Source organism: Haloterrigena turkmenica DSM 5511 (assembly GCF_000025325.1).
Taxonomy (GTDB): Archaea; Halobacteriota; Halobacteria; order Halobacteriales; family Natrialbaceae; genus Haloterrigena; species Haloterrigena turkmenica.
Genome location: NC_013743.1, coordinates 2,418,444 through 2,442,697 on the forward strand (window position 1 = coordinate 2,418,444; position 24,254 = coordinate 2,442,697).

26 protein-coding genes are annotated in these 24,254 nt (G+C 67.0%); 10 read left to right on the plus strand and 16 right to left on the minus strand.

Annotation, left to right across the window (positions count from 1 at the left end; all coding sequences use genetic code 11):
- Both HTUR_RS11595 and HTUR_RS11600 read right to left on the minus strand, forming a co-directional pair.
- Window positions 1-675 (minus strand): 4Fe-4S dicluster domain-containing protein, encoded by a 675-nt coding sequence (locus HTUR_RS11595; RefSeq protein WP_012943512.1) that lies wholly within the window; start codon window positions 673-675, stop codon window positions 1-3.
- Entirely contained in the window at window positions 672-4,007 is a 3,336-nt protein-coding gene (locus HTUR_RS11600; RefSeq protein WP_012943513.1) for a molybdopterin-dependent oxidoreductase, read from the minus strand. The genes HTUR_RS11595 and HTUR_RS11600 overlap by 4 nt, the downstream gene beginning before the upstream one ends.
- Window positions 4,008-4,271: 264 nt before the next feature.
- Between HTUR_RS11600 and HTUR_RS11605 the strand changes: the two genes are divergently transcribed.
- The 3 genes from HTUR_RS11605 (at window position 4,272) to HTUR_RS11615 (ending at window position 7,407) form a co-directional block, all read left to right on the plus strand.
- Complete coding sequence (locus HTUR_RS11605; RefSeq protein ID WP_012943514.1) at window positions 4,272-6,410, plus strand: hydrogenase iron-sulfur subunit; 2,139 nt, start codon at window positions 4,272-4,274, stop codon at window positions 6,408-6,410.
- A 32-nt stretch (window positions 6,411-6,442) separates the two neighbouring features.
- Entirely contained in the window at window positions 6,443-7,075 is a 633-nt protein-coding gene (locus tag HTUR_RS11610) for a TorD/DmsD family molecular chaperone (RefSeq protein ID WP_012943515.1), read from the plus strand.
- A 137-nt stretch (window positions 7,076-7,212) separates the two neighbouring features.
- Window positions 7,213-7,407 carry a hypothetical protein gene (locus HTUR_RS11615; protein ID WP_226377442.1) on the plus strand — a complete coding sequence of 65 codons (195 nt, stop codon included), beginning with the start codon at window positions 7,213-7,215 and terminating at the stop codon, window positions 7,405-7,407.
- Window positions 7,408-7,435: 28 nt separating this feature from the next.
- On the opposite strand, the gene HTUR_RS27380 is transcribed toward HTUR_RS11615, so the two are convergent.
- From HTUR_RS27380 to HTUR_RS11625, 3 genes are all read right to left on the minus strand, one after another.
- Window positions 7,436-7,597 carry a hypothetical protein gene (locus HTUR_RS27380; RefSeq protein ID WP_012943517.1) on the minus strand — a complete coding sequence of 54 codons (162 nt, stop codon included), beginning with the start codon at window positions 7,595-7,597 and terminating at the stop codon, window positions 7,436-7,438.
- Window positions 7,598-7,697: 100 nt separating this feature from the next.
- Window positions 7,698-8,054 (minus strand): hypothetical protein, encoded by a 357-nt coding sequence (locus tag HTUR_RS11620; RefSeq protein ID WP_012943518.1) that lies wholly within the window; start codon window positions 8,052-8,054, stop codon window positions 7,698-7,700.
- On the minus strand, window positions 8,051-8,311 hold the full coding sequence (locus HTUR_RS11625; RefSeq protein WP_012943519.1) for a hypothetical protein: 261 nt from the start codon (window positions 8,309-8,311) through the stop codon (window positions 8,051-8,053). The genes HTUR_RS11620 and HTUR_RS11625 overlap by 4 nt, the downstream gene beginning before the upstream one ends.
- Window positions 8,312-8,612: 301 nt before the next feature.
- Here HTUR_RS11625 and HTUR_RS11630 point away from each other — a divergent pair, with 301 nt between their 5' ends.
- On the plus strand, window positions 8,613-10,916 hold the full coding sequence (locus tag HTUR_RS11630; RefSeq protein WP_012943520.1) for a PAS domain-containing sensor histidine kinase: 2,304 nt from the start codon (window positions 8,613-8,615) through the stop codon (window positions 10,914-10,916).
- Between the two features lie 121 nt (window positions 10,917-11,037).
- On the opposite strand, the gene HTUR_RS11635 is transcribed toward HTUR_RS11630, so the two are convergent.
- Both HTUR_RS11635 and HTUR_RS11640 read right to left on the minus strand, forming a co-directional pair.
- Window positions 11,038-11,847 (minus strand): DUF7124 domain-containing protein, encoded by an 810-nt coding sequence (locus tag HTUR_RS11635; RefSeq protein WP_012943521.1) that lies wholly within the window; start codon window positions 11,845-11,847, stop codon window positions 11,038-11,040.
- Window positions 11,840-13,684 carry an aldehyde ferredoxin oxidoreductase family protein gene (locus HTUR_RS11640; protein ID WP_012943522.1) on the minus strand — a complete coding sequence of 615 codons (1,845 nt, stop codon included), beginning with the start codon at window positions 13,682-13,684 and terminating at the stop codon, window positions 11,840-11,842. The genes HTUR_RS11635 and HTUR_RS11640 overlap by 8 nt, the downstream gene beginning before the upstream one ends.
- 220 nt (window positions 13,685-13,904) lie before the next feature.
- Between HTUR_RS11640 and HTUR_RS11645 the strand changes: the two genes are divergently transcribed.
- From HTUR_RS11645 to HTUR_RS11660, 4 genes are all read left to right on the plus strand, one after another.
- Window positions 13,905-14,303: a hypothetical protein gene (locus tag HTUR_RS11645; protein WP_012943523.1), complete on the plus strand. Its 399-nt coding sequence runs from the start codon at window positions 13,905-13,907 to the stop codon at window positions 14,301-14,303.
- Window positions 14,304-14,381: 78 nt separating this feature from the next.
- Window positions 14,382-15,443 carry a zinc-dependent alcohol dehydrogenase family protein gene (locus HTUR_RS11650; protein WP_012943524.1) on the plus strand — a complete coding sequence of 354 codons (1,062 nt, stop codon included), beginning with the start codon at window positions 14,382-14,384 and terminating at the stop codon, window positions 15,441-15,443.
- 437 nt (window positions 15,444-15,880) lie between these two features.
- Complete coding sequence (locus HTUR_RS11655; protein ID WP_012943525.1) at window positions 15,881-16,900, plus strand: Gfo/Idh/MocA family protein; 1,020 nt, start codon at window positions 15,881-15,883, stop codon at window positions 16,898-16,900.
- A 309-nt stretch (window positions 16,901-17,209) separates the two neighbouring features.
- The gene (locus HTUR_RS11660) at window positions 17,210-17,425 is read left to right on the plus strand and encodes a hypothetical protein (protein ID WP_012943526.1); all 216 of its coding nucleotides are present in this window, start codon (window positions 17,210-17,212) and stop codon (window positions 17,423-17,425) included.
- 92 nt (window positions 17,426-17,517) lie between these two features.
- Here the strand turns inward: HTUR_RS11660 and gvpM are convergent, their stop codons facing one another.
- The 9 genes from gvpM to HTUR_RS11700 are packed head-to-tail and all read right to left on the minus strand — an operon-like array spanning window position 17,518 to window position 22,510.
- Window positions 17,518-17,946 (minus strand): gas vesicle protein GvpM, encoded by a 429-nt coding sequence (gene gvpM, locus HTUR_RS11665; protein ID WP_012943527.1) that lies wholly within the window; start codon window positions 17,944-17,946, stop codon window positions 17,518-17,520.
- A complete protein-coding gene (gene gvpL, locus HTUR_RS11670; protein ID WP_012943528.1) occupies window positions 17,943-18,893 on the minus strand; it encodes a gas vesicle protein GvpL in 951 nt (316 codons plus the stop codon). The genes gvpM and gvpL overlap by 4 nt, the downstream gene beginning before the upstream one ends.
- Window positions 18,890-19,234 (minus strand): gas vesicle protein K, encoded by a 345-nt coding sequence (locus tag HTUR_RS11675; protein WP_012943529.1) that lies wholly within the window; start codon window positions 19,232-19,234, stop codon window positions 18,890-18,892. Before HTUR_RS11675 ends, gvpL begins: the two co-directional genes overlap by 4 nt.
- Window positions 19,231-19,836 (minus strand): gas vesicle protein GvpJ, encoded by a 606-nt coding sequence (gvpJ, locus tag HTUR_RS11680; protein ID WP_012943530.1) that lies wholly within the window; start codon window positions 19,834-19,836, stop codon window positions 19,231-19,233. Before gvpJ ends, HTUR_RS11675 begins: the two co-directional genes overlap by 4 nt.
- Window positions 19,817-19,987 carry a hypothetical protein gene (locus tag HTUR_RS27385; RefSeq protein WP_187291452.1) on the minus strand — a complete coding sequence of 57 codons (171 nt, stop codon included), beginning with the start codon at window positions 19,985-19,987 and terminating at the stop codon, window positions 19,817-19,819. The genes gvpJ and HTUR_RS27385 overlap by 20 nt, the downstream gene beginning before the upstream one ends.
- The gene (locus tag HTUR_RS11685; protein WP_012943531.1) at window positions 19,980-20,981 is read right to left on the minus strand and encodes a hypothetical protein; all 1,002 of its coding nucleotides are present in this window, start codon (window positions 20,979-20,981) and stop codon (window positions 19,980-19,982) included. Before HTUR_RS11685 ends, HTUR_RS27385 begins: the two co-directional genes overlap by 8 nt.
- Window positions 20,974-21,630: an Hsp20/alpha crystallin family protein gene (locus HTUR_RS11690; protein ID WP_012943532.1), complete on the minus strand. Its 657-nt coding sequence runs from the start codon at window positions 21,628-21,630 to the stop codon at window positions 20,974-20,976. Before HTUR_RS11690 ends, HTUR_RS11685 begins: the two co-directional genes overlap by 8 nt.
- Window positions 21,630-21,884: a gas vesicle protein GvpF gene (gvpF, locus tag HTUR_RS11695; protein ID WP_012943533.1), complete on the minus strand. Its 255-nt coding sequence runs from the start codon at window positions 21,882-21,884 to the stop codon at window positions 21,630-21,632. Before gvpF ends, HTUR_RS11690 begins: the two co-directional genes overlap by 1 nt.
- A 2-nt stretch (window positions 21,885-21,886) precedes the next feature.
- Window positions 21,887-22,510, minus strand: coding sequence for a GvpL/GvpF family gas vesicle protein (locus HTUR_RS11700; RefSeq protein WP_012943534.1), 624 nt, complete (start codon window positions 22,508-22,510; stop codon window positions 21,887-21,889).
- 335 nt (window positions 22,511-22,845) lie between these two features.
- On the opposite strand from HTUR_RS11700, the gene gvpA reads away from it, so the two are divergent.
- Complete coding sequence (gene gvpA, locus HTUR_RS11705) at window positions 22,846-23,136, plus strand: gas vesicle protein GvpA (protein ID WP_012943535.1); 291 nt, start codon at window positions 22,846-22,848, stop codon at window positions 23,134-23,136.
- A gap of 6 nt (window positions 23,137-23,142) precedes the next feature.
- Window positions 23,143-24,186: a gas vesicle protein GvpN gene (gvpN, locus tag HTUR_RS11710; protein WP_012943536.1), complete on the plus strand. Its 1,044-nt coding sequence runs from the start codon at window positions 23,143-23,145 to the stop codon at window positions 24,184-24,186.
- Window positions 24,187-24,254: the final 68 nt, after the last annotated feature.

Here is a 24,254-nt window from a genome sequence, read left to right on the forward strand (position 1 = left end):
TCACTGGAACAGTTGGGCGTCCTCCTCGCCGAAGATGATCGCCATGGCCTCGTCGTTGAAGAACGGCTGGCTGTCGCGGGCCTCGAGTTCGTCGGCGATCTCGCCGGCGCCGCCGACGAGGATGGCGTCGGTCGCACACTCCTCGGCGCAGGCCGGCCCCTTCTGGACCTCTTGGCGTTCGCGACAGCCGGTGCACTTGTCCATGATGCCGCCGGTGCCGAAGATCTGGGCCGCGCCGTCGTTGCTGTCGGGAAACTGCGGCGCGCCGAACGGACAGCCCGATAGACAGTACTGGCAGCCGACGCAGAGGTCCTCGTGGACCGATACGAAACCGTCGTCTTCCTTCTGGAGGGCGTTGGTCGGACAGACCGAGACGCAGGGCGCGTTCTCGCAGTGGTAACACTGCATCGGCAGGCTGGTTTCGCCGGGGTTCTCCCCCGCGGCCAGCCGGCCGGTCTTGTCGGCGTTCTCGCCCTGCGGGCCGGCGACGCCCTCGGCCATGGTCGTGATGTCGATGCGCTGGTTGTCGATCTCTCGGTCCCAGGTGCGCTTGCAGGCGACGACGCAGCCGCCGCAGTCGATGCACGCCTCGACGTCGGGGAAGATCCGCATCCCCTCGCCGGTGCTCATGACGCCTTGACTCATCACCTGGCCGGAGGATTCGTCCTGTGTCATAGTTGCTCACCGCCGTTCTCCATGTCCCACTCGCGGACGTCGTACTGCTTCTGCCTCCCGAGGCCGTTGCTGTCCTGCGGGTAGTCGATGAACTCCATGTCGAGGTCGTCGACCACGCTCTGGGTCGCCTTCTGGACGTGGACGACGCCCGACTTCGTCTCCTGCATCTGCGTCTCGGCGTCGAACCCGCTGGGCGTGATGATGTTCGCGCTCTCGCCGATCGCCAGCGGCTCGGTGCCGTCGGGCCAGTTCGGCGTCCTGTCCTCGCCGTGGAAGACCCCGCCCCAGTGGTAGGGCAGGAAGACCTCCTCGTCGTTGACGCGGTTGGTCACGTTGGCCTTCACGAGGATCGACCCCTTGTCGGCCGACGTGACGACGACGTGATCGTCGCCGCCGACGACGTCGAGTTCCTCGGCCAGACTGGGGCTGATCTCCGCGTACATGTGCGGCTGCCGGTCGGCGGTGTACTTGTTGTTCCGCGTCTCGGCGCCGCCGCCCTGATGTTCGACCTGTCTCCCTGACGTCATGATCACGGTCCGGCCGCTCTCGAAGTCGCTGCCGAGCTCCGTGTGGACCGCTGCGGTCGCCTGCTCCTGTACGCTCGCGTTGTTCTGATCGAGTCGCCAGAAGTTGGTCTGCTCGCCGTTGGCCGGCCACTCCTCGACCAGATCGGGTCGCGGACTCTCGACGGGCTCGCGGTGGACCGGCACCGTGTCGATGAAGTTCCAGACGACCGCCCGGGCCTTTCCGCGCCCCGTCGGCGGGTCAGGCTGGGCGGCGTCGTACTCCTCGAACTCCGCGGGATCGACGTCCACCTGATCGCCGTACTGTTCGTTGACCGCCTGAGCCGCCTCGTACACCGACACGTCCTCGTCGAGGGCGGCCTGAACCGGCAGCGTCTGGCTCGAGGCCTCGGTGGGATCGTCGGGCAGAATCGTCGCGTAGCCGGGATACGACGGAACGCCCTGTATCTCCTGGCCGTCCCACCACGGCGCCTCGAACGACTCGGCGATCAGGTCCAGTCCGTCCTCCCCCTGCTGGTCGACGGTCTCCTGCAGGGGGTACTCCTTGTCGACGTCCATCTCCGTCCACTCCTGGGGCGTCGGAGCCTGCTGGCCCCAATTTACCCGGAAGTCGTGGCCGCCGTCGCGGGGATCGGCCTCCTTCGTCCAGATGATCGGCGACCCGGGGTGGTCGCCGCCCCAGTAGGGCCAGGGGAGCGACCAGTAGTCGCCGTCGACGGGCGTGCCGGTGTTCTCCGCCCGCAGGTCCTCGGTGCTGAACGCCCAGTCGTACTCGTGGTGTTGCTGGAGTTTCTCCGGTGGCTGCTGGTAGCCGATCGAGCGCACTCCGAGGTTGATCTCCCGGAGCGCCTCCTCGTAGGAGCTCCGGCCGTTGTGTTGCTCCGGGCCGGACCCCCAGTCGAAGTGCTCGCCGAAGCCCATGTAGTCGGCCAGTTCCTGCATGATCTGGAGGTCGGGCTTGGAGTTGTGCGCCGGCGTCGCGACGGCCTCGCTCCACTGGACCGACCGATGCGAGTTCGTGACCGACCGGACGTGCTCGTACTGACTCGAGGCCGGCAACAGGAGGACGTCCGCGTCGTCGGGCAGCGTACTGGAGATCGCCGGGAAGACGTCGACGACGACCAGCAGGTCCAGTGCCTCCATGGCCCGTTTCATCTTGTCCATCTCGCTGATGGAGTTCGCCGAGTGCCCCCAGAAGAAGGCCATCTTCAGCGGGTTCGGCTGATAGAGGTTCGAGTCGAGCAGTCGGTCCTCCTGGCCCAGCGCGGCCTCGTACCAGCGGGCGACGGTCAGCCCGCGCTGGAACATCATCGACTGGGGATCCGGCTCCTCGAGCGGGGCGTCCTCCTGGAGCCCCTCGTCCTCGCTGCCTTCGCTGTCACCATCGCCACCGCCTTGCTCCCCGCCGTTCGGCGATTCGCCCTCGTCCTCCGAGTCGGATTCTCCCTCTTCGACTGAGGCGGGGACCTCGAGGCCAGCCCACATCTCGTTGGGCATCCGTTCGAAGTTCCGGTAGAGGTCCTCGAAAGAGATGCTGCCGCTGGTCCAGGGACTCTGATCCCAGACCGACGACCAGTGCTCCCACGAGCCGGGCGCGTCGACGCCGTAGTAGCCCGGCAGGATGCTCGCGTCGACGCCGAGGTCGGTCGCGCCTTGGACGTTGGCGTGGCCGCGCATGACCTGCAGGCCGCCGCCTGATCGGGCCGCGCTCCCGGTCGCGAGGCTAAAGAGGGCGTATGAGCGAATGTTCTGGGTGCCGTTGTTGTGCTGGGTGCCGCCCATCGCCCACTCGACCTGAATGTGGGGCGAGTTCTCGACGATCAGGTCGCCGATCTCCTCGAGATCCTCCTGGTCGATCCAGGTGATGTCTGCGACGGTCTCGAGGTCGTACTGATCGAGTTCGGCCTCGACGTCGGGCCACCCCATCACGCGGTCCCCGAGGAACGTGTCGTCGAGCCCATCCTGCTCCCGGACGTAGTTGAGCAGGCCGAAGACGAGCGCGACGTCCGTCCCCGGCCGGAGTCGGTGGAAGTAGTCGGCGTGGGCCGACGTCTTCGTGTACCGGGGATCGATCGAGACGATCGTGCCGCCCCGCGCCTGTCCCTCGAGGATGTGCTGCATCGCGATCGGATGGGACTCGGCGGGGTTCTGCCCGAGGATGATCAACAGGTCGAAGTTGCGGTAGTCGTTGATCGTGTTCGTCATCGCGCCGAACCCCCAGGTGTTGGCGAGCCCGGTGACGGTCGGCGAGTGGCAGATCCGCGCCTGGTGGTCGACGTTGTTCGTCCCCATGAACGCCGCGAGCTTCCGGCTGGCGTAGGCCGCCTCGTTCGAGTGGTGGGCGCTGCCCAGAAGCATCACGCTCTCGCGGCTGTACTCCTCGACGGTCTCCTCCCAGGTGTCGACGATCTCCTGGTAGGCCTCGTCCCACGTCACCCGCCGCCACTCGCCGTCTTCCTTTCGCATCGGGTGTTTCAGCCGCTTGGGCGAGTGCTCGGTCTCGAGGATGCCCGCACCCTTCGAGCAGAGCGAGCCGTTGTTGATCGGATTCTCGAACCACGGCTCCTGAGCGACGAAGGAGTTGCCGTCCTTGACGGCCTTGAACCCGCAGCCGACGGCACAGTAGTTGCAAATCACCTTCGCCGTCTCTTCCCCCTCTGGAACGCCGTCGTCCTCCTGTTCTTCCTGGGTGCCGAGGACGTGGCCCGTCACGCCCCCGCCGAGAAAGATCCCGCCGGCGAGCGCGCTGGCCTTCATGAACGAGCGCCGGTCGAGGTCGATCGTGACCGGCTCGTCCGCCGCGCTCATGGCATCACGCCCGTTGCTGCGACGATCGCAAGTGCACCTTCCCGTCGGTTCGGTGTCGTGCTACGTACACCCATGGTACCGCCTTCCCCGGTACCCACTATCAATATTTGCCTGAGTCAGAACGTCGGAATTTATCGTTCGTCTAGGTTATTCGTTTATTACTCGAACAGGTGCGGGATATGATTCGTTTATTCTGACGTGACGTGAGAAGCGCGTGCTTACTCGGCGCAACGTTCATATCGTGTCATGGGATAGCAAGACAGGATGAAGGTCGGGAGTTTCGTCTGTTCCTGTGCCGACACGTGTGACATCGACCTCGAGGCGGCCCGGGAGGGGGTCGAGGGCGTCGACGTCGCGGCGAGTTCGCGGCTGCTCTGCGAGGACGGCCTGCCCGCGATGGAACAGGTGATCGACGAGTACGACCTCGACCAGCTGATCGTCACCTGCCCCGAGCGGCGAGTCCAGCGGAAACTCGAGCGCGTCGCCGGAGCGCAGGGGGTCCACCCCGACGCCGTCTCGTTCGTCGACCAGCGCGAGGGTGCGGGCTGGGTCCACGACGAGGCCGGCGCGACGGCGAAGACCGCCCGCATGGTCAACGCCCGGCAGGCCGGCCTCGAGGCCGAGTCCCCGTCGCGAACGCTCACGGCGGCGGCCGGCGACAGCGTCGCGGTCGTCGCCGATCCCGACACCGCCGCGGCGCTCGCCGACGACGCCGACGTGACGCTGATCGCCGACGGCGAGGAGTACGTCGATAGCGCGGCTGCGCTCGACGACGTGACCATCGAACGCGGGCGCGTCGTCGACGTTGACGGCCGCTTCGGCGAGTTCGAGGTCCGTCTCGAGTCCCAGGTCACCGAGGAGTGTATCTCCTGTATGAAGTGCGTCCGCGAGGGCCCGGACGGGCAGGTGACGCGCTATCCGGTTGATATCGACCCCGACGCACCCGACGGCGCGTGGACGGACGTCTGTCCCACCGACGCGATCGAGATGAGCGGCGTCCAGCGGACGCTCGAGTTCGACCAGATCGTCTACCCTGCGGCGAACCGAGAGACTCGGGGCGGCCGCGTCGGCTTCTACACTGCGCCGATCGACGCGGCGACGATCTCCGCGGTGCGAAAGCACCTCGGCGGCATCGAAAAGCCCGCTCACCTCGATCTCGAGATGGACGTCTGCGCGGCCGGTGACTCGAGCCAGCCGGGCTGCAACGAGTGCGTCGAGGCCTGCCCGCACGACGCGGTCGAGCGCTCGCGGATCGACGAGGTCGCGTTCCACGAGGAGGCCTGCCAGAACTGCGGGGCCTGCACCAGCGCCTGTCCGACGGGCGCGACGCGGCTGCGCGAGCCCTCGAACGAGCGCATCGCCCGCGAGGTCGAGGCCCTGCTGCGACCGACCGACGAGGAAGGAGGCTGGCTCCTGAACCGCTCGGGTTCGGACGTCGAATCGCCCATCGTCGCGTTCGTCTGTTCCGAAGAGGCCGACGACGCGCTGGCGGAGTACGGCCGTCTGGCCGCCGCGGGCAAGGCCGCAGTCGAGTACCCGCCGATCCTCCCCGTGCGCGTGAACTGTACCGATACCGTCGGCGAGGCCCACGCGATGCACGCGCTGGCCTGCGGCGCCGACGGCGTCGCCGTCGTCGGCTGCGGCGGCGACTGCCTGCACTCCGGCCCTGATCCGAAGGCCGACCTCGTCGAGCGCCTCAACCGGGCCAGCAGCGACCTCGAGCTCGGCGACCGGTTCGCGTTCTTCGCGCCGGATCCAGACGAGCCGGGCGCCTTCGTGGAGGCGATTTCGACCTTCGCCGTCGAACTCGAGCCCTCGCCAATTTCGGCCGGCGAGTACGAGGCCACCGGCGGAATCGATGACGGGAGGGAGAGCCCGCCGTTCGACAGCCACGGCTGGACGTTAGAGAGCGTCCGGGCGATCCTCGAGCACGTCGACCCCGACCGCGAGGTGATTCGAGGGCTGAAGGACTTCGGCCGGATGGAGGTCGGCGACGGCTGTACGCTCACGCCCACGTGTTCGAACCTCTGTCCGACCGACGCGATTCGCCGCGACGAGGAGACGGCGACGCTGGAGTTCAACCACGAGCAGTGCGTCAACTGCGGCACCTGCGAGGAGGGCTGCGTCGAGGACGTAATCGCGATGCGCGACGGCCTCGACCTGACGCTGCTGCCGGAGAACCGCCCGGACGCGGACGATCCCGCCTGGGTCGCGGTCCACGACGGCGAGATGCGCGAGTGCAATCGCTGCGGGAAGCCCTTCGCGAGCGAGGGCACCGCACGGAAGATCCAGTCGGAGGTCGGCGACGCCGTCGCCGGACTCGTGCCGGGTGCACAGGGGAGCGTCTTCGAGTACTGCGGCGACTGTCGCGCGCAACTGCTCTACGACCGCGGCAACGGCTAATCGCGACTGACGATCACGATCGACCCACAGTCATGAGTGTAAACCAACAAGCGCTATACGAAGCACGGCTCGAGCTGGTGAACTTCCTGATCGACGCGTTCGCGGACGTGCCCAGCGAGGCGTTCGTCGAGGCAATTCTCTCGGAAGACGTCCTGTTACCCGACGAGGGCGCCGGTGAGAAACTCGACGAGGGGTTCGCGACCCTCGAGTCGTTCATCGAGGCGAACCGCGATCGGGAGGTCGAGGACGTTCGAGACGACCTCGAGCGCGAGTTCACCCGGCTGTTCGTCGGCCCGCGACCGCCGATCCTCCCCCACGAGACCTACTACCGCGAGGACACGGACTTCCGCGGCGCGGGACTGGCGAAAGTCGAGGCCAGCTACGGCGCCGCGGGCTGGTCGCCGCCCGAGGAGTACCCCGAGGAGAACGACTACGTCGCCGTCGAACTCGCTTTCCTCCGCTATCTGATCCGCCAGCAGCGGGCCGGCTACGAGGAGACCGTCGGCTACCAGCGCGTCTTCCACGAGGAACACCTCTCCGAGTGGATCCCCGCCTTCGCCGCCGACGTTCGCGAGACCACCGACGAGCGGTTCTACGAGGCCGTCGCTTCGATCCTCGAGGGAACCGTCGCGTTCGAGGAGGAGATCGCGATGAGCACGGCCTGAGTACGGAACCGCGTTGCGGAATCGGTCGCTCGCAACCGACTCACGCCGAGACTGGTCACGAGCGCTGAGTGTTCGGCTCGACATACACCAACTATGTGGGTGTTAGCATTAAGCACGGAACTCGCGTGGCTATCGTCGTGACTCGCATACTAAACCCGCAAACGAACACCGCACACAAACCGCGCGACGATGGGAGCGCCCGCGCGACGGCGTGCGGCTCGCTCGTGAGCGCGACCCACGACCGCACCCGCGTCGTCTCCGACGAGACGGTCCAGACGTCGGCCGTGATCAAACGGTGCGGCAGCTGTTTCGACGACGTCACTGGCTACTGACGAGACCGCAGAATCGAACCGCACGCGATCAGTCGTCTTCGTCCCGGAATCCTTCGAGGACCTCGTCGCTGAACGAAACGTCCCCGTCGACCTCGCCGTCGTTGATGCGGTGTGGCGCCTCGTGATCCCACACCTCCCTGCCGCACGAGCACTCGAGGGCCGGCTTCGGTTTCCAGTCGGTGTGCGTCATAGACACACGTTCACTAGCCACGGGATTATAGCTTTCCCGCGATTCGCGTACAGGTCGGCACCTCGACGGTTGACTCCACACGTTCGGGCGGCGTCGTCGATCACCACGGGCGCGGATCGTCCGGATCCGCGGACTCCGTCTCCTCGCCCTCGAGGAACGCTCGCGCGAACAGGTCGACGTGCATCGCGAGGACGTCCGCGGGCTCGAGCCCGTACGCGCCGGCCTGCTTCTCGAGGAAAGCCGCGAGGTCGTCGCTCGGATAGTGGTGAATCGCGCCATCCTCGACGGCGAACTCGACCTCGGTCGCGTCGGCGACGAGGTGTTCGATCTCGAGCAGTGCCTGTTCGGCCTTGGTCTCGAGGGCGTCGTCCTCGTCCATGAGGCGGTTATCGCCCCAGTCGGCCGCGGCCTCGCGGAACCGGTCGCTGACGGGGACGGTGAGTCGGTCGTCGGTCATCTCTCGGGCGGCCACTCCTCCGGTGCGGGGTCGGGTTCGCCGAGCGCGCCGAACGAGGCGATCAACAGGGCGAGGAACGCGACGATGACGAGCAACCCCATCAGGCCCCCGAGGCCGTTTTGGCCGACCCAGTTGTCACCGATGATCGGTCCCATCTGATCGACGATCCGGGCCCCGATCACGACGGTCCAGCCGATGGCGAACAACAGCCCCGCCGTGACGAGCGGGTTGTGTTCGATCGCAGTACGGATACCCATGCGAATGGGAACGACACGCACGGTGAAAACACCCTACCCTACTGGTACTCGTGAGTGACCGTCATCGCGGTCGAAATTCTCCGACGGCGAGGCATCGACCGGTCTCGAACCAGGCATCTGCGTTCAATCACTCGTTTCCCCCTTCGTTCGGAATCCGCCGGAGACGCGGTTCTCGTTCGGCGGGGTGTCCGAGAATTACGACTTATTTACTACCGGAGCGATCCGAAGTATTCCATCGGACGGTTCCGATCGTCTGTGAGCGTACGAGATACTTATTCGAGTAGCGGACGACTACCCTCGCATGGGCGACCGAGCGGACGACGTGAGAAACGGAGGTGACGCGAACGAAGCGACGGCTCTCCGGCGGTATCAGACGCTCGTAAACGAAATCGATGACGGGGTGTATCAGCTCGATGCCGCCGAACGGTTCGTCACGATCAACGATCGGTTCGTGGAGTTGACGGGCTACGCGCGCGACGCCCTTCTCGGGGAGCACGTTTCCCTCGTGTTCGACGAGACCGATCGGCAGCGAGTCAAACGGGAGCTCTCCGAACTCCGTACGACGGGGGGTCGGCGGAACGAAACGATCGAAACCGCGGTACACACCGCCGACGGTGAGACGATCCGCTGCGAACTCAGGGTGCACCCGCTCAGCGACGAGGTCCACGGGTCCGTCGGCGTCCTCCAAGAGCGCAGCGAGCCGACGAGCGACGGGAACAGAACCGGGCGTGTAGAGGCGGAAGGGCGACGCCGAAACGAGGTGACGTTCCGTCAGCTCGTCGAGCACCTCGATCAGGTCGTCTGGATGTCGACCGCCGACATGCGGGAGACGATCTACGTGAACTCGGCCTTCGAGGAGGTCTACGGCCGCGATCGGGAACGCCTGTACGAGGACCCGGAGGTCCTACTCGACGCCGTCCATCCGGACGACCGGGAGTTGCTGCGGTCGGAGCTCGAGACCGAGGTCGAGGAACCCCACGTGATAGAGTACCGGATCGTGCAACCCGACGGCGACGTTCGGTGGATCCACGACCGCGTTGTTCCCGTCTACGACGACGACGGGAACGTCTTCCGTATCGTCGGCGAAGCGATGGACATCACCGAGCGGAAGGAGCACGAACGCGAACTCGAGGACACGAAGTCCCAGCTCGAAGCGGCGACCGAGGCCGGCGCGGTCGGCACGTGGGAGTGGCACGTTCGGACCGACGAGATGATCGTGGGACCGTCGTTCGCGAGGACGTTCGGCGTGAACCCGGAGGCGGCCCGTGACGGCGTCTCACTCGACCGGTTCGTCGAGGCCGTCCACGAGGACGACCGCGACCGGGTCGCGGCCGAGATCGAGGAGGTCGTCGAAACCTGTGGCGAGTACGAGTCGGAGTACCGCGTCCGCGACGCCGACGGCGAGCTCCGGTGGGTGGTCGCCCGCGGCCACATCGAGTGCGCCGAGAACGGCGAGGCGATGACGTTCCCCGGCGCGCTCACTGACATCACCGAGCGCAAACGCGCCGAGTTGCGACTCGAGCAGACCACCGAGCAGCTGGCGACGCTGTTCGAAATCCTTCCCGTCGGTGTCGTGGTCGCCGACAGCGACGGGGGATTCGTCGAAGCTAACGAGACGGCAAAAGAGATCTGGGGCGGAGACGTGTTCGATGTCGAGTCGGTCGCGGAATACGAACGGTACACGGGGTGGTGGGCCGAGTCGGACGAGCCCGTCGAGCCCGAGGAGTGGACGATGTCTCGAGTGCTGGAGGGCGAGGAGGTCACCGACCCCGACATCTACGAAATCGAGACCGTCGACGGTGCGCGACGGATCATTCAGGCGGAGGGAATGCCGGTTTGGGACGCCGACGGAGACGTGACCCGCGGCGTCGTCACCATTTCCGACATCACTGAACGGCGGGCGTATCAGCGGAAACTCGAGGAGTCCAACGAGCGCTTGGAGCAGTTCGCCTACGCCGCCTCCCACGATCTCCAGGAGCCGCTGCGGATGGTCACCAGCTACCTCCAGTTGCTCGAAAGTCGGTACGCCGACGCCTTCGACGAGGACGGCCGGGAGTTTTTGGAGTTCGCGGTCGACGGCGCCGACCGGATGCGCGCGATGATCGACGGGCTGCTCGAGTACTCCCGCGTCGAGACGCGGGGCGACCCGTTCGAGCCGACCGATCTGAACGACGTTCTCGAGGACGTTCGGAGCGACCTGCAGCTACAGATCGAAGAGAGCGGCGCCGAGATCACGACAGAGGACCTCCCCCGAGTAAACGGCGACGTTGACCAGTTACGGCAGCTCTTTCAGAACCTGTTGTCGAACGCGATCATCTACAGCGGCGAGGGATCGCCACGCGTCCGCGTCGACGCCCGTCGGCGGGGCCGGCAGTGGGTGATCTCAGTCGAAGACAATGGGATCGGGATCGACCCCGAGGATCAGGAGCGAATTTTCACCGTCTTCGATCGACTGCACAGCCGCGAGGAGTACGAGGGGACGGGCATCGGACTCGCGCTCTGTGAGCGCATCGTCGAGCGCCACGGCGGGGAGATCTGGGTCGACTCCGAAGCCGGCGACGGGGCGACGTTCTCGATGACGCTTCCGGCCGCACGCGATCGATAACGGCCCTGATCGCACCGATCCCACTCTCACACAGTCCGTACGAGCGACGAATGCAGGGCTGGTTACTGCACCCGGGAGCCGTGTCGGATGTCGAGATAACGGTCGATACGTGACGAACGACTCACGACGCGTCGTCCGCGAGCGCCCAGTCCGCTTTCTCGGCCGCCGTCTCGAGGGGCACGAACTCCCAGTCGGCCGTCTCGGCGATGGGTTCGTCCTCGCCTGCGAGTCCGACGACGACCATGCGATCGGCGAAGAACATCGAGTTGCGGTCGATCTCGGCGAGGCGCTCGCCGGGACCGGTTCCGGTGCCGTTGAAGAAGTCGACGTCGATTCCGCGGTCGCGCTGGAACTTCTGGATCACGTGGGCGGGCACGCTGCCGACGATGCCGACCCAGTCGCTCCAACCGGCGGCGTCCGCCACGACCGCCGCCGGGTGCTCGAGTCGGCGGAGCGCGCCGTAGGTGATGGCGGTCGTCATCTCGTCGGCATCACCGCCGTGGGGGCCCGATGCCGGTTCGGTCGTATCCGCTGCGCTCGACGCGTCCGACGGCGCCGCACCCATCGGGTGCATCGACTCGGTTCTGCGGTCGCTCGCTCCCGCCGTCGAATCCGTCGGCGCGCTCGAGGCGCCGCCGCTCGATCCGGTGCCCTCGGTCGGAATCCCGACGGGCGTGCTCTCGCCCGTCTCGGGGACGTGTGGGGCCGGTGTGCGGTCCGGTTCGTCCGTCTCCGCGCCGTCATCCTCGGTTTCGGTCGCCGGCTCTGCGTCCGCCGTCCCCTCCGTCGTCCCCGCCGCTGGCGAATCGGGTTCGTCCGCCGGCTCCGCCGCTCCGTCGTCGCGCCACAGCCAGTCGCCGCGGTTCCCCGACTCCGTCTCGTCCTCCTCAGCGCCGGTCTCGAGGTCGTCGAGGTCGATCCGGTCAGTCATCGTCGCTCACCTCCGCTGGAGGGTCCGTTTCGCTGCCGGACGCCGGATCGTCTCCCTCAGGAATCGGCGTCGCGTCGTCGACGACGTCCGCGAGGCCGAGCCGTTCGATCGTCTCCCGAGTCGGTCGGCCCTCCGAGTCCCAGCCGCGATACCGGTAGTAGCGCTCGAGCAGCGCGTCGAACCGGTCGGGATCGAGGCCGTCGCCGCTCGCGTCGCCGTCGCTCCCGTCGTCCGCGTCGGCTCGGGGCTCGAGCAGGGCGTCGGGCAAGGCGTCGTCCTCGCGGGAGAAGCCCTCGCGGACGTTGAACAGCCGGATCAGGGTCCAGATCCGCTCGCCGGCGGTCGCGAGGTCGGCGCGGCCGACGTCGTAGCCGACCGCGGCGAGCCACTCGGCGCCGAGGTCCTCGGAGAGGGCGTCCTCGAGGAAGTCGTCCGCGATCAGGCTCCAGAGGACGGCCCGGCGGTTTTGCTCGCCCGCGACGGCGGCGACGCGGGCGCGGTCGTCGGGCCAGGCGCGGCCGACGGCCTCGGACTCGACGGGGCGGGCGCGGCGGTGGCAGGCGCCGCGGTCGCTGGTCGCGTAGGCCAGCGCCATCGTCTCGGCGCCGCGGGGGTCGTACGACGAGTAGTCCATCCCCTTGACCGTCGGGATGAGGTCCTCGCCACCGAACGCGGCGGCCGCGGCGTCGATCCCGTCGGCCAGCGCGTCGCCCAGCGGCGTCTCGCGGGTCGCGATCTCGCGGATCACGTCCTGCGCGGCGTCCTCGTCGCCAAAGGAGAGGTCGCGCTCGAGCAGCCCCTCCTGGCTCGCTCGGACGGCCCACGCGACAGCATTGCCGGCGCTAATGACGTCCACGGCGAGCTTGTCGCAGACCGCGCCCAGCGTCGCGACGGCGTCGAAGTCGTCGATTCCGAGACCGGCTCCGAGGACGATCGGCGCGGCGCCTCGCGGGACCGACTCCCCCTCGTTGGTATCGACACGGAAGCCGCCGGCGACGGCATCGTCCTCGCGCTCGCGCCCGTGTGACCGCTCGCGGACCGCCTCGATGCCGAGGTCGTCGGCACCGTCGAACCGCCGCTCCTGCCAGCCCCGCGTCGGGAGCACGCCGACCGCGTCCGCGACGTCGATCGTCTCGAGGGTCTCGCTGGCCGACTGCCACCGGCCCTCGTCGCTCTCGGCGAAGCGGCGTTCGTAGCGCTCGCGGAGGGCCTCGAGTCCGGTCGGCGGGTTGCCGCGCGCGACGACGGCCTTCAGGTTCTTCGAGCCCATCACCGCGCCGGCGCCGCCCCGGCCGGCGTGATGGTCCCCGCCGTCGGCGGCGATGGTCGCGTACTGGACTTCGTGCTCCCCCGCCGGGCCGATACAGGCGACTCCGGCGTCGGGAAACGCCGCGCAGGTCTCCGCGGCATCCGCACCCCGAAGCTCCGCCGCCGATTCGATCGTCGCGTCCCCGCCGTCGACCGAGAGGACGACGGGCTCGTCGGCCCGACCCGTGACGAGAACGGCGAGGTGGTCCTCGAGCGACCCCGCTAACCGCGCCGCGAACTCGCCGCCGCTGTACGAGTCGAGGAAGGTCCCCGTCAGCGGCGACTTCGTGATCGCCGCGTACCGCGGCTCGCCGGGGGTCAGCCCCGATACCGGACCGACGACGAACGCCAGCACGTTCGCGGGCGACAGCGGCTCGGTCCCCGCCTCGAGTTCCTCGTAGAGGTACCGCGCGCCGAGGCCCTTCCCGCCGACGTACCGCTCGAGCCACGCGTCCGGAATCGGCTCGCTGGTGACGGTCCGCGCGGAGAGATCGACCCGAAGGACGCGCGCCTGCTGCTCACGTGCCATCGTCACAACGTACGCGCGGACGGACTTCAATCCGCCCCCAAAATGTGGGATATACTGGAGCAATGCCGTTTTAGACTCGCTCGCTCGTCTCGAACGGTCGGCTGCGAAGAGCGGTATCGATCGATTACGGTTCGGGACGTCTCACGGACTTATCAAATCGCGCGTGACTGACGCCGTCGCCTGCGAAACCCCCTTGCGGGATGCTATCGAACGACGGCGTATGCGCATGGAACTCCGCGTCTGCAAACACTGCTACGAGGGGACCCACGGCAACGAGGGAAAGACCGCGATCACGCGCGACATGGTCGCCTGCGCCGAGCGCGTCCGGGAGTACAAGGACCTGATCGGACTCGACTCGCTGTACATCGCGAAGGTCGAGGAGGGCGACGTCGGCGGCGCGGAGGCGCTGCCGGCGATCGTCGCTCACATCGAGGAGGATCAGGTGACGCTGGCGGACACGCAACTGGTGATGGAAGACGGGGACGGGAACCTGCTGGTCTACCCCGAACCGGAAGACATCCTCGAGGTGCTGACGCGGAACATCGATCAGATCAGCGACCAGACCCGCCAGGACGTCACCGTCGAACTCTCCGCAGAGAGCGCGGAACTACTCACCTGAGCCGTAATAAACCGATCACACGTTTCCGATCCAGTTATTTCTCATAAACTTTTGTGTTGTCCGGCGGAACTAGGGAATATGCGAGCAGCCGTCATCGAAGAACACGGAGAGCCGCTGGCGATCGAGGACGTCGCGTATCCGGAGCCGAAGCCGGATCAGGTGATCGTCGAGACGGAGGCCTGCGGGGTCTGTCGCAGCGACTGGCACGCCTGGCAGGGCGACTGGAGCTGGATCGGCGCGGGGGTCCCGGAGGGACAGATCCTCGGCCACGAGCCTGCCGGCGTCGTCTCCGAGGTCGGCGAAGACATCGAGACCCTCGCGGTCGGCGACCGGGTCGCCGTCCCGTTCCATCTCGGCGACGGGAGCTGTCCGCACTGCCGCGAGGGGCGGGCGAACAACTGTGAGACGGTGCTTCCGCTCGGACTGTCGGAGTACTCCCAGGGAGCCTTCGCGGAGGCGTTCCCGGTCCGAGAAGCCGACTTCAACTGCGTCAAACTGCCCGAAACCGTCGAGTACGACGAGATGGCGGGTCTCGGCTGCCGCTTCATGACCGCCTACCACGCGCTGGCCGACCGCGCCGACCTCCGCCCCGGCGACTGGGTCGCCGTCCACGGCTGCGGCGGCGTCGGCCTCTCCGCGATCCACATCGCGAACGCGCTGGGCGCCCATCCGATCGCGATCGACCTCGTCGACCACAAACTCGAGCGCGCCGAGGCGCTCGGCGCTCGCGAGACGATCGACGTGACCGCGGTCGACAGCGCGGCCCGGGAGGTCAAGGCCATCACCGACGGCGGCGCCGACGTCTCCATCGACGCGTTAGGCGTCGCCGAGACCTGCACGAACTCGGTCAACAGCCTCGGCACGCGGGGCAGCCACGTCCAGGTCGGACTCACGACCGGCGAGGAGGCGGGGCAGATCGAACTGCCCGTCGACGTCATGACGATGCAGGAGATCGACTTCCACGGCTCCTTCGGCATGCCGCTGGTCCGCTACGAGGAACTGTTCAAGCTGATCGCGCAGGGGACCCTCGAGCCGAGCAAGATTATCGGGGAACGGCTCTCGCTCGACGAGCTGCCGGAGACGCTGGCCTCGATGGACGACTACGAGACGGTCGGCATTCCGGTCGTCACCGAGTTCTGAGCGGTCCGGCCGACGCGGCGACTCCGTCGGGACGGGAGCCGTCGCTGGTCGACGTATCGGTTTCGGAAACCCGGGCGGGGGCGGGAACCCGCCCTGGCGTGAGAGACATGAGCTAACTCGAAGCGGGGGCGAGTCCACTTCCGAGCGATCCGGGCACGAACGCACGCAATCGACTGGTCAGCGCGTCGGCTCGGTCGAGCGCGTACCCGGCGGGGTTGTCTTCCCCGCAGCCGAAGCAATGCCAGTGTCACCCATTGTTATGCAGGCGCTTGGCCGCCAGTAGTCTCCCCAAACAGTTGACAGGCGACGGCTAACCCGGCTGTTTCGAACCCCAACGCCGCCGAAATCGCCGCTCAGAAGTCGAAGTCGTTCGTAACCCGTTTCACGGAGCCCACGACGGGCGAAGATAATTGGGTCCGCTTCCCGTCTAGCAGTCCATGCACGAGAACGAACTCGAGGCGCCGCTTCGGCTCGGAATCGTCGGGCTCGGCTACATCGGAACGACCGTCGGTGGGCAGTTTCACCGGCACGGCGACGCGACCGTGCAGGCGCTCTGTGACCTCGATACGGAACGGCTCACGGAAGTCGGCACCGCGTTCGACGTCCCCGACGCCGAGCGGTACGCCGACTACGCGACGATGCTCGAGGACGCCCCGTTGGACGCCGTCCTCGTCGGCACGCCCCACACGCTCCACTACGAACAGGTCGTCGCGGCCCTCGAGGCCGGCTGTCACGTCTACTGTGACAAGCCCCTCACCACCGACCTCGAGCGCGCACGCGACCTCGCGGATCGAGCCGAGCAGTCTTCGGAGACGCTGATGGTCGGCTATCAGCGTCACCTCCAGACGGCGTTTCGGACCGCCAGGGAGCGGTTCGACGACGCGTCACCGAACTGGCTGACCGCGTCGATCACCCAGGACTGGATCGACGACTCACAGGGGACCTGGCGGCTCGATCCCGACCTCTCGGGCGGCGGCTTCCTCTACGACACCGGGAGCCACGTCCTCGACGGCGTCCTCTGGGCGACCGGCCTCGAACCCGGGTCCGTCGCGGCGAGCATGGACTTCCACGACGACGCGGAGCGAGTCGACAGCCGGGCGCACCTCGACGTCCGGTTCGCCGGCGGCGCCACGGGGACCTTCTCCTTCAACGGCGACGCCCCCTCGGTCCGCGAACACGTCCACGTCTGGGACGACGACGGCGCCGTCTACCTCGAGGGACGCCAGTGGGGCTCGCGCACCGTCACCGAAATCGATGCCGACGCGGGCGAGTACGACCCCTACATCGACGCCCGTGCCGAGCGGACCCGCGCCGAGGCCTTCCTCGAGAGCGTCCGGACCGGTGCCGAACCGCCGGCGACGGCCCGGGACGCCCTCCGGGTGACTGCGCTGACGGAAGCGGCCTACGAGGCGGCCCGAACCGGGGATCGAATCGACGTGCCCACCGCCGCGGAGTGAGTCGCGACTCGAGGGACCCTCCCGGCCGACGATTGCCGTGGCTGGAAGTGACTGCATACCGTCGTGGAACGGTTGATGGAACGCTGTTTTTCGGTCGCTAATATCGTTATACCGTGTCGCTTCACCCCGACGCTGTCAGTCGGTTATGCGGTTCTTACGGGCGCGGGTCGTCCGGTTCTCGGATCGCCGTTCGAACTGCTCCGGCCGCCACCAGGAGGGCTGTCAAATCGTCGGTAAGAAACGCATAGATCGGTTCCACTTTCGGTTACAAGCCGGATAACTACAACCGGTCATGGCCTTCGATCGGATATGATCACCTGCAGTAACTGCGAGACCGCCCAATTCCTGCAGATAACGCAGAGCCGCGTCTACTTCGAGGACGGGGAGATGATCAACGAGATCTCCGAGACCTACGAGTGTACGCTCTGCGGGGCGACCGGCCAGTACATCTACGACGAAGACCGCGATACGGAGGACGTCACCGGCGACGTCGAGCTCACCACGGAACGACCGAAGCACGCCTGAGCGACGACGACTGGCCATCGATCCCGTTCGGTTCGGCCCACTGGTACGGTTGCAGTTCCCGAAACCGACGCTCGAGTCGTCTCACTCGTCGTCTACTCGGGAGCGTCTCCGTCCGATCGCTCGTCGTTCTCCGTTCGGGACTGCTCGCCGTCGTCCCCTCGAGACCGTTCCTCGGCGCGGTCTCGAGACGATTCGTCGCCGCGATCGCGGTCGCGAGAACGCTCGCCCTCCGGCGTCGATCCGACCGTGAGCCGCTCGAGTTCGTTCGGCGCCCGCTTCCGGTTCCGTTTCTTCTTGTGCTGACGGCGAGTGATCGACGTCTGCCGTCGTTCGACGTCCCACTCCTCGAAGAGGCCGTACTCGTTCATCGTCTCCATTCCGGCGATGGCCGCGGTGAGCTTGACGCCGATCAGCGGAATCCCAGCGACCGAGACGATCACGTCCGCACGGAGGACGGCGCCCTCCATGAGCAGCACGTCGAGCACGTCGACGAGCGTCTCTTCGTCCTTTCGCGGTCTCATGGGTGTGGCTGGGTATCGGTCGATTCGTCGCCGCCCAGTTCCGGCGCGAACGTGTACGGCGGCCACGGCCCAGTGAACCTGACCTCGAAACCGTCGTTTTCCGCCACGTCGTCGAGGATCGAGCCGATCGCCTCCTCCTCGTCCTCGTGGGCGAGCAGCGTCAGTCGACAGAGCGTTTCTCCGTCGCGTTCGTCGGCCCCGTCGGCGATGTCGTCGGACAGCGACGCCGTCGGCGACCGCTCGAGGCTGTGGACTTCCCGCGCGGCGTCCGCGAGTCGGTCCTGTAAATCGGCCGTGATCGACTCGCGGCGGGCCGCTCGCAGTTCGGTCAGGCGCTGCTCGAGTTTCTTCTCGAGCAGGAACGACGTTCCCGACCCGGAGTCGTCGATCTGGTCGGCGAGTTCCTGTAGGCGGTCGTCCCGTTCGATCAGCGCCTCGTCGTCGATGGGGTCGATCTCGACGACCTCGACGCGGTACTCCCAGTGGCCCGCCAGCCCCGAGAGCGCGCGGTCGAGCGTGTCGGACTCCTCGCGGAGCCACTCGCGGACGCCCTCGTCGCCGCCCCGCAGGATCGTGTCGAACTGGAACGGGATCGGCGTCCCGAACTCCTGGGCGGCCTCGTCGACGACCGTCTGGTGGCGGACGAGCCAGCGCCGAACCTGCGCGAGATCGGCCGAGTCGTAGATCCCGTCGGTCTCGTGGACGACCGCGCCGATGCCGTCGGCAACCGCAATCGAGACGGGTTCGCCGTCGACGCCGGTCGCTTCGAACGTCGCGCCCTCGTCGGCTCGGACGATACAGTAGAGGTATCGCCCGTCGTCGATCTCGGGAACCGCCTCGTCGACGGCCTCCTCGAGATCCTCGAACTCCTCGACGCCCTCGAGATCGTCGATGCTCTCGGCGTCGGCGATGTCCTCGAGCCGTTCGTCGGACCGTTCGGAGCTCACTCCTCGTCACCTCCGAGCACGGAGTAGCCGGGTTTATTCGTGGCTCGCGGTTCGCCGTGGAGCTGTTCGATCGCGTCGTTGACCAGCCCGTTCAGGTCGCCGCGCAGGTCGTCGACGCCGTCCTCGATCCCCTCATCTTCCTTGAGCTGCTCGATCTCCGCCTCGATCGTCGCGAGCTGTTCGCCGAGCCGTTCGATCTCCTCGTCGGCGAGGTTCCCGGACTCCATGCGACGCACGGCTTCGCGCTCCAAGGCGTCCATCAGGATCTCCACGACGGTGACGACGAGCGTGACCAGTCCCTGGCGCGCGTCCTCGCCGTCGCCGACGTCGATCTGCGTCACGAGTCTCCCTCCGTGTTCGTCGCTTCCGCTTCGGCCTCCTCTCCGTCGCCGTTCTCGGTCGTTTCGGCGTCCTCGTCGCCGTCGGAGTCAGTCTCGTTCTCACCGTCACCGTCGGAATCGGAGTCGTCACTGAGCAGATCGTACCCGCCGCTGGTCGGCCGGTTCGGATTCGGCCGCGCGCCGAGGTGGGAGGCGCCGCGATCGGGCATCTCGTAGCTCTTCGCGCCGTCGTCGCTCGAGTCGTCGTTCGCCTCGTCCGACGCGTCACTCTCGTCTTCGGACCGCTCGTCGGCGGTGGCGTTAACGCCCCGCGTGGGATCGATCACCGGATTCGGTCGGTCCATCTCGGCGATTTCCGGGTCGTCAACCGCCGCCGCGACGCGGCGCATGTCGGTGCCTTCGGGGAACTCGAGGCCGTACTTGGCCGCGGTCTCGAAAGAGGCAATAGCGGCCCGGACCTGCACGCCGAGCAGTTGCGTGTCGCCGATCGAGACGGCGATGTCGGCGTTGATGACGATCCCCTTGTCGAGCAGCATCTCGACGACCTCCGCGAGATCGGCCTTCTGCCGGCTGGGCTGGAAGTCATCCACCACGGCGATCACCTCCGTCGTCGGACGGCGTCGTATCGGTCGCGGTCGGATCCGCCGCGGTCGGACCGGTCGGATCCGTCGGTGGCGAAACGGTCGCCAGCCCGACGGCCGTCAGTACCTCGAGTCGCCGTCGAATCGCCGTTGGTAACATGGTATCACTCATTGGTTGCCCGCTGCTGCTGTGTCTCCGAGTCGTCGTTCTCACGCCGTTGCTGGTCCGTCCGCCCGCCGTTCTCCTGCCGGCCGTTCTCCCGCCGGCGCTGTTTCTCCCGCTCGATCTCGAATCGGCGGCCGTAGATGCGCTTCCGGGTCGGCGCCGTCGAGAGTTTGACGTCCTGTGGCACCGTCGAGTAGCGGGCGCCGCTGCCGAGGTCGCGGCGCTCGGTCGGAATCGTCGCCGCCGCGGTCGGATTCCGCGAATTCGTGCTGGCGTCCTTCCGGCGCATCTTCTCCCGGTTCATCTCGTAGAGCTGCTCGAACTTCTCGTGGGTTTCGAGCAGCGCCGACCGGAACGCGTCGATTCCCTTCAACGCCTGCTCTTGAATGGCGATCTGATAGGCCTCCGGATCCTCCGCGACGTTGATGTCGCCGAGCGCCTGTTTCGCGTCGCCCGCGTCCATCTGGATCAGGTCGTCGTCGTCGCCGCCGATCAGGCCGCCCTCGCCGTCGCCGCCACCGGCGATGTCCGAGATCGCGTCTTCGACCATGCCGGCGTCCTCGCCGTCATCGAGTTCGTCGACGGCGTCCTGAAGTTCGCGTTTCTCCTGCCAGACGTCGGTGAGGTCCGTGGCGTCCCAGGCGTTCAACAGGTTGATCGCCCGGAAGAGCTGCGTGAAGTTCACGAGGTCGGTCGCGCCCTGGTCCTCGTCGGCGAGCACTTCGGGGATGTCCCCGACCTCGATCGCCGCGAGGAGGTCGTCTCCGTCGACGGCCTCGGGGAGCTCGCTGAGATCGATCGCCTCGAGCAGTTCCTCGGTCTCGCGCACGACGCGGACGAGCGTCTCGACGTCGCCGAGGATCGACTCGAGCGTGCTGTCGTCGAGGTTCTCGACGTTCTCGCCGCCGCCGAGATACTCATCGAGGTTCTCGAGTGAGTCCTCCGCTTCGTCGAGGAGGGCGTCGAAGGTCTCGCCGGTGTCGGCCGCGTCGTCACTCATCGTCGTCCTCCGTCTCGGACTCCGCGTCCGTCGTTGGCTCGGTCGTCTCAGTCTCAGTCTCGGTCTCCGTCGGCGCTTTCTCGTCCGGTTCTGGACTCGAGTTCGGTTCGATCCAAACGGAGAGCACGCCGTTTTTGATCGTCGCCTCGGCCGTTCGCTCGCGCCACGGGACGTCGATCCGATCGAGTTCGCGTCCCGCGACGCCGACGACAAGGGTCGCGCCGTCGAAGCCGACGGTGACGTCGTCCGGATCGGCGCCAGCCACGTCGGCGGTGACGAGCAGTTCGTCCTCGCCCTCCCGCGTCGTCAGGAGGTGGTCGCTCGAGGGCGCGGTCGACCCGCTCGAGGAGTCGGGCCGGTACCGGCGCGTTCGCGGTCGATTCCGGTCGACGTCTCGGTCGCGGTCGAACTCATCGCGATCGTTCGCGTCGGCGAACGGGCTCCGGTCGTCCCCCAGCCGATCGGTGAGCGCGTCGCCGGTCCGGATCGAGACGTCGTAGTCGATGGTCGTTCGATCGCCGCGGCGCTGACCGGACCGGGAGGCTTCGTCCAGCCACTCGAGGGCCGACAGCAGGCTGGTGAGCCAGTGGCCCTGATCGTCGCTCGATTCGTCGCGTCGGTCCTCGGGTGTGTGGTCGTCTGGTGACATCAGCGTTTCACCTCTACGCGGCCGCTCGCGAGTCGCTCGTGGACGTCGCGGGCGATCTCGATCTCCTCCTCGAGTTCGTCCTTGCGGCGCCGGTACTCCTCCTCGGAGCGTTCGCCGAGTTCGTACAGCAACTGGTTCTCCTTGAGTTCGGCCTCGAGTGCCTCGATGTCGTACATCTCACTCAGCGCCATCGTGTGCAGCGTGTCCACGATGCCGACGAACGGTCGGATCAGGAGGTCGTCGAGGATGAACATGGTTACTGTTGGGCGCCGATCTTGACGTCGACGAAGCTGTACGGTGCGAACGGCCCCGTGTACCGAAACATGAGATCGTCGTACTCGTCCTCGAGGTCGGCGATCGCCTCGTCAAACGCCTCGCGCTCGTCGCGGTCGACGAGGTAGGAGCGATTGAGCACGAGTCGATCGCTGAACAGGTCGTTGGGAACCGATTGCGCGGCGATCGACTCGAGTTCGTCCGCGACGGCTTCTTCGAGCGCATCGGTGTCGACCTCGGCGTCCTCCTCGCGGACGATCTTGAGGCCGAGTTCTTCGCGGCCCTCGATGTCGTTGATCGCGCGCCGGAACGCCGGTCTGGCGCCGCGGAGGACGTTCTTGAGCGCCCGGTCGTTCTCGAAGGCCATCCCGAACTGCATCGGCACGATCGTTCGGCCGCCGTCGCGGTTCATGATCTCCCGGAGGACGTCGTCGTGTCGCTGGGCGTCCTCGTCGGTCTCCTCGGGATCGGTCGTGTCGATATCGGAGACGACGGCGTTGAGCCGTCGATGCGAAACCGTGTAGACGCGGTCGGCGCCGCCGACGGCGTCGGTCTCGAACTCGACGGGATCGTCGTTCATCACGCCGTAGACGTATCGGTGGGTCATCGGGCGATCACCCCGACGTCGAACGGCGGCGCTGCTCGTGCCCGCAAGCGCGGGCGCGATTCGTCCACGGCCTCGAAGGGGATCGATCGGGAAATCATGGGAACGGGGTCGACTACCCGGGGAAGCGCCTCCGGACTCCGTTACGTCCGCGCTCACCCGCGGGTATTCGAGGAACTCGTCATGTGAATTTCACCGCCGCGATGGGTCATCGTAGTGCTTGCAATGGCAGCCCGCGACGGCGACCCGAACGGGTTCGGAGCGGTCGCGGTTCGGCGTCGCCGGCTTGCAGACGCAGTCCCAGTCGTGTTACGAGCAGGGGGAGTACCCGGATCCGTATGGCAGCATCATCAGGTCGGAGACCCGACTCCTCGAGTCTCGCAGAGGTACTGGATCGCATCCTCGACAAGGGCGTCGTCATCGACGTCTGGGCACGGGTCTCGGTCGTCGGGATCGAGCTCCTGACGATCGAGGCCCGCGTCGTCGTCGCGAGCGTCGACACCTTCCTCCACTACGCGGAGGAGATCGCAAAAATTGAGCAAGCGACGGCAGAGGGCGACCTCGAGGAGTTAGAGGAGCTCGAGGTCGAACCGCGTCCGGAATCGTCACCCGAATCCGCTACCCAATAACGCTCCATGGCCGACGATTCCTCGCGCAAGCGCAAGGTCAGAGGTCGAAAGATCACGACCGACCGCTCCAAGAAGGAGGGACGGCGTGCGAAGAAAGAGCTGGCCCGCAAGTCGTCGAAAGCGGGGAAGCGAAACGGCGACAGTTCCCTCTCCGCCCCCGAAGACGTCGCTCCCGAGCCGTTCGTCGAGACCGACGCCGTCGCCTCGCTGCGCGACAGGATCAACGGCTGGCTCGAGGCGGAGAAGCCGGTCCACCTGATCGGTCCGACGGGCTGCGGGAAAACGGCGCTTGCGCTGTCGGCCGCCGCCGAACGCGGCCGACCGGTCGTGTGGATCAACGGTGACGAGTCCGTCGACACGGCCGCGCTCGTCGGCGCGAACGCCGGCGGGGAACGATACAAGGAGAGCGATCGTTTCGTTAGCGGCGTGAGCAAACAGACGGAGATCGTCCGCGAGCGGTGGGTCGACAACCCGCTCTCGGTGGCCGTCCAGGAGGGCGCGACGCTCGTCTACAACGAGTTCTCGCGCAGCGATCCCTCGGCGCACAACGTCTTGCTCTCGGTGTTCGAGGAGGGCGTCCTCGAGCGACCGGGCAAGCGCGGCGAGGACCGGACGATCGACGTCCACCCCGAGTTCCGGGCGATCTTCACGTCGAACGACGTCGAGTACGCGGGCGTCCATCGACAGCAGGACGCGCTGCTCGACCGCTTCGTCGGCGTCCACATCGACTACTACGACGCGGAGACCGAACGGGAAATCGTCAAGTCCCACGTCGACCTCTCCGAGGAAGACGTCGAGGCCATCGTCTCGAAGACCCGGGCGCTGCGCGACGAACTCGACCTCGTCGTCGGCACGCGGGCTGCGATCACGGCCGCGAAGGGGCTGGCGGTCTTCGACGGCCAGCGAAACGGTGACGGCGACGGCGAGGCCGGCGAGTTCGACGACGAGTTGTTGACCGACGTCTTCATGGACGTGCTCGCCCCGAAGATCGCCGGCGAGGGTCCCGATGACGTCTCGCAGCTCCGGACGCAGATCGCCGAGTCCGTCTGACTCGGCACCCGTCTCCGCGGGAGAACGACGATACGCAGAGCACGGAGATCCAGACACGGACGAATACA